Here is an 11,069-nt window from a genome sequence, read left to right on the forward strand (position 1 = left end):
GATAGTGGACGCGGGCGACCCTAACCGCCGCGGCGCGGTTTAACCACCCAATTGCGGTTCGCCGGTGTCCGTCTCGCCCGCCGCGACGACGACGCGGTTCTTGCCGGCACGCTTGGCGGCATAGAGCGCCGCGTCGGCGGCGCGCATCGCGCCGCTCGGGTCGTCGCGCAGCGCCGCCACCCCGATCGACAGCGTCACCCGCCCGATCGCGACGCCGTCGACCTGGTTGACGAAGCTGCGCTCCGCCAGCCGCTCGCACGCATCGTCCAGCGCGAGGCGTGCGGCGTGCAGCGTCGTTCCTTCGAACAGGCAGGCGAATTCCTCGCCGCCGTGGCGCGCCACCATGACCCGGCCCCCCAGCGCGGTCTTCAGGTGGCGCGCCACGACCTTCAACACCCGGTCGCCGGCGTCGTGACCGTGGCGGTCGTTGACGCGCTTGAAATCGTCGATGTCGCACAGGGCGACGCAGCGCGGCTGTTCGACGCCGCTGCGTGCCATGCGCGCGTCGAAGCTGCGGCGGTTGGGCAATTTGGTCAGATGATCCTGCTCGGCGGCGCGGCGCGCGGCGGTCAGCCGGCTGCGCAGCCGGTCAGATTCGCGCGCCATCGACTCGAGCTCGCCGGCCAGCAGTTGCGAACGCTCGATCGCCGCGGTGGTCAGCGCCACCAGCCGGTCGAGCGAGCCGCGCGGATCGGCCGCCATATCGCGCACCTCCCCGTCGAGCGCGGCTTCATAGGCGCGCGCCGAATCGCACGACCGGTCGATCGTCCGGCTGCTTTCGGCGAGCGTCGCGCCGAGCGTATCGGCGAGTTCGGCCAGCGTCGCCGCGCCCAGCCGCTCGGCATGCGCCGACGTCGGCAGCGTGTCGAGAAACGCGGGCGAGATCGGTCGCCGCTCGCGCAGCCGCGCGTCGATCGCCTCGCTCAATGCGCGATCCTCGCCCGCCGCATAGGCGCGCGCGATCAGCAGATAGTCCGCGGTCGGCGGCAGGTCGTGCGCCTCGAGGAAGGCGGTGATCCGCTGCATCAGCGCGCGGTCGCCGGCGCGGCGCATCGCGGCGAGACCGGTGTCGGGCGCCGGCATCGCGGGTGTGGGCGCAGGCGCGGGCGCTGGCGCTCCCTCGGGGCCCTTCCACCAAGCGGCGAGCCGCGGCAGACGCGTGGCGGCGCGATCGGGCGCGGGCACCTATCGTCCCCCCGCCGCGGCGATCGGCACGGGATCGAGCGGCATCGGCGTCTCGCCCGCCTGCACGCTGGCCAGGATGTCCGGCCAGCGATCGGGGAACCAGTAATCGCCGCGTTCGCTGCGCAGGATCGGATCGCGGCTGGTATCGACGTCCTCGATCGGCCGCAGCGACGCGTCGGGAACGTCGAAGAAGGTGCGCACCAGCGGAAACGCCGGATCCTCGCCGCCGTCGAGCACGATGCCGAGCCGGTTCGAGTTCAGCCGCACCAGCGCGCCCAGCGGCTGGATGCCGAGGTTGGCGATGAACGCGTCGAGCAGCACGGGATCGAAATGCCCCTCCCACTCCAGCATCCGCGCCAGCGCCTCGTGCGGCGACCATGGCCGCTTGTAGGGCCGGATCGAGGTCACCGCGTCGTAGACGTCGCAGATCGCGGCGATCCGCGCATGCAGGCTGATCGCATCGCCCTTGAGGCCTTCCGGATAGCCGCTGCCGTCGAGTCGCTCGTGATGGTGCAGGCAGACGTCGAGCGCGATCTGCGAGGTGTCGGCATGTTCGCGCAGCATCGCATGGCCGTCGCGGGGATGACGGCGCATGACCAGCCATTCCTCGTCGCCGAGCGTGCCGGCCTTGTCGAGGATGTCGAGCGGGGTCGCGACCTTGCCGATGTCGTGCAGCAGCCCGGCGGCGCCGATTTCGCGCACTTCGTCCTCGGGCAGGCCCAGATGCATCGCCAGATTGACCATCAGCGCGCAGACCGCGATCGAATGGAGATAGGTATATTCGTTGTTGAGCTTCAGCCGCGTCACCTTGATGAACGCGGCGGGATCGCGTTGCAGCGCCACCGAAATGTCGTCGACCACCGGCGTGACCGCGCCCAGTTCGATCGCCTTGCCGAGGCGCGCCTCGCGGAACAGTGCCATGACATGCTCTTTCGAACGGTCGAGCGCGCGGGTCAGGTCGCCGGCCTGCGGGCCGCTGCGCCGGCGGCGGCGCTCGACGGCGCGGGGCGCGTCGGCGGCGCCCGACGATCCGGAATCGTCGATCGCGCGGCGGCGTTCGGCGGTCGGGATGACGGTGACGCCGCGGCCCTTGGTGGTGTCGATCGATACGTGCGCGATCGGCGAGGCGACGAGCTTGGCGAGTTCCGCATCGGTCTTGATCGCGAAGCTGCGGCGCCAGAACGGATTGTCGATCCAGGCGCATTCCATCGAGTCGATGTACATCCCGACCCTGGCTTCGCCCACCGCGATACGGATTATCATGGCATGCTCTCGATAGTCATTGAGCAGCCTGATAGGTCCATATCGGTTTATGATGGATTTATTGCTACCCATTCTGGCGGGGAATACCTGCCATTTCGAGTAGTTTGCCCGGCCGGCGCGGCTTTTCGGGGGCCGCGCGCCGATGGCGGTTCCCACCCCCGTCCGCGCCCGCTACCATGGCGGGCAGGAAGAGGATGCCATGGCCGACCAGCACGACGATCCGACCCGTCCCGGGGCCACGCCCGACCTTGCCGATCTCCAGCACTGGACGTGGGTGATGGGGCGCGCGCAGCAGATGATGATGGAACAGGGGCTGGGCCTGATCGAGGCGAGCAAGGCTGCGCCCGGTGCCGCCGCGACGCCCTTCGCCAATCCGGCGCTGGTCCGCCAGGCGCAGGATTTCTGGCAGGAGAATATCGCGTTGTGGCAGCGCCTGGTCGATCCCGCCGCTGCGGTGCCACCGCCGCCGCAATCGGAGGGCGATGCGCGCGATCGCCGGTTCAAGGCGGCGGCGTGGCGCGAGGACCCGTGGTTCGACTGGATTCGCCGCAGCTACAATCTGATCGCCGATCACATGCTGCGCGGCGTCGACGCGCTCGACGGCGTGCCCGAGAAGCAGAAGGAACAGCTGCGCTTCGCCGCGCGCGGGCTGGTCGATGCGATGAGCCCGTCGAACTTCGCGATGACCAATCCCGAGGTGGTCGAAAAGACGATCGAGACCAGGGGGCAGAACCTGCTCGACGGCCTCAAGCACATGCTCGCCGACATCGGCAAGGGGCAGCTGACCCATACCGCGGAGGGCGCGTTCGAGGTCGGCCGCAACCTCGCCACGACGCCGGGCAAGGTGGTCAAGCGGACGCCGCTGTACGAGCTGATCCAGTACACCCCGACCACCGAACGCGTGGGCACGATCCCGCTGGTGATCTTTCCGCCGTGGATCAACCGCTTCTACATCCTCGATCTGACGCCGGAGAAGAGCTTCATCCGCTGGGCGGTGGAGCAGGGCATCACCGTGTTCATGGTGTCGTGGAAATCGGCGGACGCGTCGCTGAAGGACGTGGTGTGGGACGATTACATCGCCGCGCAGGTCGATGCGATCGATACGGTGCGCGGCGTGCTCGACGTGCCCGCGGTACACACCGTGGGCTATTGCGTCGCGGGCACGACGCTCGCCGCGACGCTGGCGCTGCTCGCTGCACGAGGCGAGGCCTCCAGGGTCGCCAGCGCGACCTTCTTCACCGCACAGGTCGATTTCGCGCAGGCCGGCGAGCTGCAGCATTTCGTCACCGACGACCAGCTGGCGCTGATCGGCACGCTGTCGCCGCAGGGGTTCCTCGACGGGCGCTACATGGCGCTGACCTTCAACCTGCTGCGCGGGCGCGACCTCATCTGGAACTACGTGACGAACAACTATCTGCTGGGGTCGGACTATGCACCGTTCGACCTGCTGCACTGGAACGGCGACACCACCAACCTGCCCGCCAAATGGCATCTGTCGTACCTGACCGATCTGTATCGCGACAATCTGCTCGTCCAGCCCGGCGCGATGTCGGTGGCGGGCGAGGCGCTCGACCTTACCCGGGTGACGACGCCCGCCTATGTCCAGGCGGGGCGCGAGGATCATATCGCGCCGGCGGAAAGCGTGTGGAAGATCACGCACCTGTTCCAGGGACCGCTGCGCTTCGTGCTGGCGGGGTCGGGGCACATCGCCGGCGTGGTCAATCCGCCGGCGGCGGGCAAATACCAGTACTGGACCAACGAATCGGGGGCGACGACGCTCGCCGACTTCGTCGCCGGCGCGACCGAGACCAAGGGCAGCTGGTGGCCCGACTGGCTGGGCTGGCTGCGTGGCGTGTCCGCCGAGGATGTCGTCGCGGAAGGCGCGCGCCTGCCGGGCGAGGGCGCGTTGCCCGCGCTGGGGGAAGCGCCCGGCGAGTACGTCCGCGCCCGCTGACAATTCTATGGTGCAGCGCACAAAAACCGCTTGAACGTAGCGTCAAATGCCACTATTGTGCATCGCAGCATAATAGCTGGGAGTAGGAATGTTGGACGACACGGTCGCCAAACCACCGGTCAAGCCCGTCAAGGGTGGCCGTCCCGTGCGCGACGTCGCCGCCGCGCCCCAGCTGCCCGGAACCAAGCCGACCGGCAGGAAGCCGGCCCCCGCGGTGAGGCCCGCACCCGTGGTCCAGGCCGCGCTGCCGGCGGCACCCGCCCCGGTCGCTCCGCCCGCGCCCGTCGTCGCGGCACCCGAACCCGCGCCTGTTCCCGACCCGATCGTCGCGGCTCCGCTTGCGGACACGCCGGCGCCGATCACTCCCATCGCAGCGAAGGAAACCATCATGGAAACGATCGAAAACGTCACCGCCAAGGCCCAGACCGCGTTCGCCGATGCGACGAACCAGGCGAAGGGCGCCGTCGCGAAGAGCCAGAAGGTGTTCGAAGACGCCAACGAGTTCGGCAAGGGCAACATCGAGGCGCTGGTCGAATCGTCGAAGATCGCCGCGCGCGGTCTCGAGGCGCTCGGCCAGGAAGCCGCCGCATATGCCAAGAAGTCGTTCGAGGAGGCGACCGTCGCCGCCAAGACGATGACCTCGGTCAAGTCGCCGACCGAGTTCCTCAAGTTCCAGTCGGACTATGTCCGCTCGGCTTTCGATGCGCTGGTCCAGCAGAGCTCGCGCAACACCGAGACGCTGCTGAAGCTCGCCGGTGAAGTCGCGCAGCCGCTGTCGAACCGCGTCGCGCTCGCCGCCGAGAAGCTGAAGGTCGCCGCGTAAGCGTCGGCCTGCCGGATAAGGAGGCGGTCGCAGCGATGCGGCCGCCCCTTTTTCGTTGTGGCGGCGGCGGGGGCTTGTCGCGGCGCGGTTTCCTCCCGTCCTTCGTCACCCCGGACTTGTTCCGGGGGCCACGGTTCGGCGAGCTTAAGGCTCGCGCCTCTTGTCCGACGCATGCGGCGCGGTGGACCCCGGAACAAGTCCGGGGTGACGAGGGATTCCGGGCGGCGAGTCATGCGATCCGGTGCGACAATCCTGCCTTCCCTGCTGGAAGAAGGACTTCCCCCACTCCCCATCGCGCTTTTCGTCGTTCGGCCCTTGCCCCGATGGCCCCGGATGCCATATTTCGCCGATCCACATGACAGCTGAACCGATCACCATGGCCGACCGCCGCGACGACGGCACGGACGACGGCAACGATGGCACGGGCACCGGCCTTGCCACCAAGACGCGCGTGCGTACCAAACAGCCGACGCCGTATCGCGTGCTGATGCTCAACGACGATTACACGCCGATGGAATTCGTCGTGCTGTGCCTGCAGCGCTTCTTCCGCATGAACATGGAAGAGGCGACGCGGGTGATGCTGCACGTCCACCAGAAGGGCGTCGGCGTCTGCGGCGTCTTTTCCTATGAGGTCGCGGAGACCAAGGTCGGGCAGGTGATGGACTTCGCCCGCCAGAACCAGCACCCGCTGCAATGCACGCTGGAAAAGGCCTGAGCGTTTAGCGCGGTGCGGGCAGCCAGCTGAGGTCGAGCCCCGCCGTCCGGTCGATATGATAGGCGGTGCGTGCGAGCGCGGGTTGGTCGAGCAGCGTGAAGCGGCCGCCGTCGCGCGCGATCAGCCCCTCGTCCTGCAACTGGCGCAGCATGCGGTTGACGTGGACCGCGGTCAGGCCGGTGGCATCGCCCATCTCCTCCTGCGTCAGGCCGGGCGAGAAGGTGCCGTCGATCTGCCGGTCGATCGAGCGCATGCGGTTGCGCAATTCGATCAGCAGCGCCGCGACGCGCGCCTTCGCCGACGTCCGGCCGAGCCCCGCGAGCCGATCGGTCAGCGCGACGCGTTCCATCTGGTCGATCGCGATCAGCAGCGCGGACAGGCGCGGATGCTCGACCGCCAGCGCCGCGACCGCCGCGCGCTCGAGCGGCGCGACCGCGCATTCGGTCAGCGCGATCACCGTCTCGGGCGAGCTGCGATAGACGAGCCCGGCCATCGCGATGGCGTCGCCGCGGAACAGGAAGCGCAGGATCTGGCGGCTGCCGTCGGGCAGGATGACGTAGCTCATCAGCGTGCCACGCTGGACGACGAACAGCTCGCCCAACGGGTCGCGCTCGCGCAGCAGCACCGCGCCACGGCGGAGCAGGCGCTCGCGCTGTGCCAACCTGTCGAGTGATGCCCGTTCGTTCGCCGACAGGTCGATCAATTCGCCGAGACGCTCGGCGAGGCAGCTGGCCACGCGGTCCTATTCCCCCAGGTTCGTTGCGGGGGTGGTAAGCAAATGCCCGAATCGCCTGCATTAAAGTCGATCAATGACGCCCGACGGAATGGCGCCTTGCACCCGCGGCACGGGGCGTTAGACGCGGGATCATGGACCGTATCCTCATCCGTGGCGGCCACCGCCTGTCGGGCCGCCTACCGATCTCCGGCGCGAAGAACGCCGCGCTGACGCTGATGCCGTGCGCGCTGCTGACCGACGAACCGCTGACGCTGCGCAATCTGCCGCGGCTCGCCGATGTCGACGGCTTCGGGCATCTGCTCAACCAATTGGGCGCATCGACCGCGATCCAGGGCACGCGGCCCGAGGATTTCGGGCGGGTGATGACGATCCGTGCCGGCCAGCTGACCAGTACCGAAGCGCCGTACGACATCGTCCGCAAGATGCGCGCGTCGATCCTCGTATTGGGCCCCGTGCTGGCGCGCGCGGGCGAGGCGACGGTGTCGCTGCCCGGCGGCTGCGCGATCGGCAACCGGCCGATCGACCTGCACCTGAAGGCGCTCGAGGCGATCGGCGCCGAACTGGAAATGGCGGCGGGCTACGTCAAGGCAACCGCGCCCGGCGGGCGGCTGGCGGGCGGGCGCTATCGCTTCCCGGTGGTCTCGGTCGGCGCGACCGAGAACGTCGTGATGGCGGCGGTGCTGGCGAAGGGCAGCAGCGTGATCGAGAATGCCGCGCGCGAGCCGGAGATCGTCGACCTGTGCAACTGCCTCGTCGCGATGGGCGCGCGGATCGCGGGCATCGGCACCGACACGCTGGAGATCGAGGGCGTCGACCGCCTGCACGGCGCGACCTATGCGGTGATGCCCGACCGGATCGAGGCGGGCAGCTATGCCTGCGCCGCGGCGATCACCGGCGGCTGTCTTGAGCTGGTCGGCGCGAGCGTCGCCGATCTGCAGGCGACGATCGACGGCCTGCGCGAGGCAGGCGTCACCGTCACCGAGACGAAGGACGGCGTGAAGGTCGAGGCGACCGCGCCGCTCGGCCCGGTGACGCTGTCGACCGCGCCCTATCCCGGCTTCGCCACCGACATGCAGGCGCAGTTCATGGCGATGCTATGCAAGGCGGACGGCACCAGCGTGCTGACCGAGACGATCTTCGAGAACCGCTACATGCACGTCCCCGAGCTCGCGCGGATGGGGGCGGACATCCAGGTCCACGGCCGCACCGCGCTGGTCAAGGGCGTCGATCGCCTCGTCGGCGCACCGGTGATGGCGACCGACCTGCGCGCTTCGATGAGCCTGATCCTCGCAGGGTTGGCGGCGGAGGGCGAGACGTCGGTCGCCCGCGTCTATCACCTCGACCGCGGTTACGAGCGGCTGGAGGAGAAGCTGTCGGCGGTGGGGGCCGATATCGAGCGCGCAAGCGACGGGTAAACCGCTCCGGTAGAGGTGCGTCCAACCTCGCCCCAAGCCCTTCGTCACCCCGGACTTGTTCCGGGGTCCACCGTGCCGCAAGCGTTGGGTTTGAGCCTCAAGCCCCATGCCTCGCCGCAGAGTGGACCCCGGAACAAGTCCGGGGTGACGGAGTGTGGGTGGAAGCGTCCCACTATCCCAACGCCCACCACGCCACCGCGCTGACGGTGACCAGCGACAGCAACGTCGACACCAGGATCGCCCGCGACGTCAGCATCACCTCCTGACGGTACAGCTCCGCCACCATGAACGGCCCCGTCCCCGTCGGCAGCGCCGCGATGATGAGCGCGGCGGCGGCATAGGGCCGGGTCAGCGGCAGCACCGCGAGCGCGGCGAGCGTCACCAGCGGCTGCACCAGCAGCTTGCACGCCACCGCGAAGCCCAGCTCCGTGCGTGCCCCACGCCCGCGCCGCTGCGCCAGGAACACGCCGATCGTCACCAGCGCCACCGGCGTCGCCGATCCCCCCAGCATCGTGAGGAACGCCGTCGCCGCCTCCGGCATGGCGAACCCGGTGAGCGCCCACATGGCCCCCGCGACCGGCGCCGCGACGATCGGGTTGCGCAGCACCGACCCGCCGACCCGCGCGACCATCGCCGACCGGCTGCCGCCGCGGTCCAAATCGACCTCCACCCACATCACCGCAAAGGCGAAGAGCGCGCATACGGTCAGCAGCGACGCGATCACCGCCGCCGCGAGTCCCTGCTCGCCCAGCAGCCCGTGCGCGATCGGGATGCCCATATAGGCGGTGTTGGCATAGCTGGCGGTCAGCGCATCGAGCGCGCGCCGCGTCATGCTGCGCGGCGCGCTGGCGATCCGCGGGCTCGCCCAATAGGACAGGCCGAACGTCGCCAGCATGCCGGTCGCGAACACCAGCGTGAACCGCGGCTGCGCCAGCGTCGCCCAGTCGGCCTCCGCGACGAAATCGAACAATAGCGCGGGTAGCGCCAGCCAGACGACATAGGTATTGAGGATGCGCACCGTCTCGTCGCCGAGGCCGCGTGCGCGCGCAAAAACAAACCCTGCCAGGATCAGCGCGAAGATCGGCAGGATGGTGGCGAGAACGGTCACGCGATTCGGTCGGGCACCTCGGCGGCGTCGGCGGCGAGGCTCTGCGCCGGTGCCACCGCTTCCCACGGGAAGACGAACCAGTCCTTGGTCTCGCGCCGGTCGATGACCCGCGCGGCATAATCGACGCGCTCGGCCGAGCTGACGTTGTCGATCAGCGTCGCGAAGCGGATGCCGCCGGCTTCCGCCCCCGCCGTGGCGAGCGCGCGGCGGATGTATGCGATCGTCCGCCCCGAATCGTTGATGTCGTCGAGGAACAACAGCCGTTCGCCGGCGCGGGTGCGCGCGGCGAGGCGGACGAGCGCGTCGTCGGCGAAATCCCTGACCTGGCTCGAATGATCGACCGACAGCATCGGCAGCCCCGCGGCATGGCTGAGGTAGACCGCCGGCGTCAGGCCACCGCGGCCGATACCGATCAGGAAATCGGGCGTCCAGTCCGCCGCGGCGATCCGGTCGCGCAGCGTGGCGACGGCGGCGACGAAATCCTCGTGCGAGATGGCGGCGAAGACGGGCATCACCGCGCCGCCACGAAGGCGTCAAGCGTCGCGCAATGCGCCGCGACCGCCTCGTCGGGCAGGAACGAGCCGAGGAAGCTGTTGCGCGCGAGCAGCGCGAGGTCGTCACGATCGAGTCCGCGCGCGGCCGCGGCGGCACGGTAATTGTCCGCGACATAGCCGCCGAAATAGGCGGGATCGTCCGAATTGATCGTCGCGCGCAGCCCTTCGCGCAGCATCCGGTCGATCGGGTGGTCGGCCATGTCGTCGACGACGCAGAGCTTGAGATTGGAGAGCGGACAGACGGTCAGCGTCATGCCCATGCGCGCCAGCCGCGCGGTGAGCACTGGGTCCTCGAGACTGCGGTTGCCATGGTCGAGCCGGTCGATACCGAGCACGTCCAGCGCCTGATGCACATACTCCGGCGGCCCCTCCTCGCCGGCATGTGCGACCAGCCGCAGGCCCGCCGCGCGCGCCGCGGCGAAGACGCGCGCGAATTTCTCGGGCGGATGGCCGAGCTCCGACGAATCGAGCCCGACCGCGGTGATATGCTCCAGCCACGGACCCGCCGCTTCCAGCGTCGCGAACGCATCCGCCTCGTCGAGGTGGCGCAGGAAGCAGAGGATCAGCTTCACGCTCATCCCGTGCCGCGCTTCCGCGTCGGCGATTCCGTCCATCAATCCGGTGAGGACCGTCTCGAAGGCGACGCCGCGCGCGGTATGCGTCTGCGGATCGAACATGATCTCGGCATGGACGACGCCGTCGGCGGCGGCACGATCGAAATAGGCAATGGCGAGGTCGCGGAAATCCGCGCGCGTCAGCAGGACGTTGGCGCCCTGATAATAGATGTCCAGGAAATCCTGCAACCGGCTGAAGCTGTACGCGGCGCGCACCTCCTCGACGGTGGCGAAGGGGATCGCGACGCCGTTACGCTGCGCCAGCGCGAACATCAGCTCGGGCTCCAGCGTGCCTTCGATGTGGAGGTGGAGCTCCGCCTTGGGCAGGCCGGCGATGAAGGCGTCGAGATCAGACATGGCCCATCATCGCGGCATTGCAGCATCGGGGCAAGCGGCGGTGTTGGTTCACGCGAAGGCGCGAAGACGCAAAGGTGTCTCGCTTGCGGGGCGCTCAGCCGTCGCCAGGGACGTGACCCTCTTCGCGTCTTCGCGTGAACGCCCAAATCCGTTCGTGCTGAGCCTGTCGAAGCACACCTATCCTCAGGTGAGGGCGTGGCTTGCGGAAACCAGCCCTTCGATAGGCTCAGCAACCATTATGATGCGGGCATCCATTCGGCTTGTCTGGCGAGGACGGTGTTGGCGTAGATGAGGAGTTTCCGTGCGCAGGCGGTGAGGGCTTGTTTGTGATTTTTGCCGGCGCCT

Annotated in this window: 10 protein-coding genes; 4 read left to right on the top strand and 6 right to left on the bottom strand. The window is 68.8% G+C overall.

The window, feature by feature from the left end:
• Positions 1-39 precede the first annotated feature (39 nt).
• Together M9979_RS14475 and M9979_RS14480 are read right to left on the bottom strand one after the other, a co-directional pair.
• Complete coding sequence (locus tag M9979_RS14475; RefSeq protein ID WP_254290065.1) at positions 40-1,083, bottom strand: GGDEF domain-containing protein; 1,044 nt, start codon at positions 1,081-1,083, stop codon at positions 40-42.
• A 102-nt stretch (positions 1,084-1,185) separates the two neighbouring features.
• Positions 1,186-2,448, bottom strand: coding sequence for a cyclic di-GMP phosphodiesterase (locus M9979_RS14480; RefSeq protein ID WP_254290066.1), 1,263 nt, complete (start codon positions 2,446-2,448; stop codon positions 1,186-1,188).
• Positions 2,449-2,647: 199 nt separating this feature from the next.
• On the opposite strand from M9979_RS14480, the gene M9979_RS14485 reads away from it, so the two are divergent.
• The 3 genes from M9979_RS14485 (at position 2,648) to clpS (ending at position 5,940) form a co-directional block, all read left to right on the top strand.
• Complete coding sequence (locus M9979_RS14485; RefSeq protein ID WP_254290080.1) at positions 2,648-4,402, top strand: PHA/PHB synthase family protein; 1,755 nt, start codon at positions 2,648-2,650, stop codon at positions 4,400-4,402.
• 88 nt (positions 4,403-4,490) lie between these two features.
• A complete protein-coding gene (locus M9979_RS14490) occupies positions 4,491-5,225 on the top strand; it encodes a phasin family protein (protein WP_254290067.1) in 735 nt (244 codons plus the stop codon).
• Positions 5,226-5,601: 376 nt separating this feature from the next.
• Positions 5,602-5,940, top strand: coding sequence for an ATP-dependent Clp protease adapter ClpS (clpS, locus tag M9979_RS14495; RefSeq protein WP_254290081.1), 339 nt, complete (start codon positions 5,602-5,604; stop codon positions 5,938-5,940).
• Positions 5,941-5,944: 4 nt separating this feature from the next.
• On the opposite strand, the gene M9979_RS14500 is transcribed toward clpS, so the two are convergent.
• Complete coding sequence (locus M9979_RS14500) at positions 5,945-6,676, bottom strand: Crp/Fnr family transcriptional regulator (protein ID WP_254290068.1); 732 nt, start codon at positions 6,674-6,676, stop codon at positions 5,945-5,947.
• A gap of 131 nt (positions 6,677-6,807) precedes the next feature.
• Between M9979_RS14500 and murA the strand changes: the two genes are divergently transcribed.
• On the top strand, positions 6,808-8,091 hold the full coding sequence (gene murA, locus M9979_RS14505) for a UDP-N-acetylglucosamine 1-carboxyvinyltransferase (protein WP_254290069.1): 1,284 nt from the start codon (positions 6,808-6,810) through the stop codon (positions 8,089-8,091).
• A gap of 172 nt (positions 8,092-8,263) precedes the next feature.
• On the opposite strand, the gene M9979_RS14510 is transcribed toward murA, so the two are convergent.
• The 3 genes from M9979_RS14510 to M9979_RS14520 are packed head-to-tail and all read right to left on the bottom strand — an operon-like array spanning position 8,264 to position 10,724.
• Positions 8,264-9,199 (bottom strand): AEC family transporter, encoded by a 936-nt coding sequence (locus M9979_RS14510; RefSeq protein WP_254290070.1) that lies wholly within the window; start codon positions 9,197-9,199, stop codon positions 8,264-8,266.
• Positions 9,196-9,711, bottom strand: coding sequence for a phosphoribosyltransferase (locus M9979_RS14515; protein WP_254290071.1), 516 nt, complete (start codon positions 9,709-9,711; stop codon positions 9,196-9,198). The genes M9979_RS14510 and M9979_RS14515 overlap by 4 nt, the downstream gene beginning before the upstream one ends.
• Entirely contained in the window at positions 9,711-10,724 is a 1,014-nt protein-coding gene (locus M9979_RS14520; RefSeq protein ID WP_254290072.1) for an adenosine deaminase, read from the bottom strand. Before M9979_RS14520 ends, M9979_RS14515 begins: the two co-directional genes overlap by 1 nt.
• Between the last annotated feature and the right edge of the window lie 345 nt (positions 10,725-11,069).

It is taken from the genome of Sphingomonas liriopis, from assembly GCF_024211255.1.
Taxonomy (GTDB): domain Bacteria; phylum Pseudomonadota; class Alphaproteobacteria; order Sphingomonadales; family Sphingomonadaceae; genus Sphingomonas; species Sphingomonas liriopis.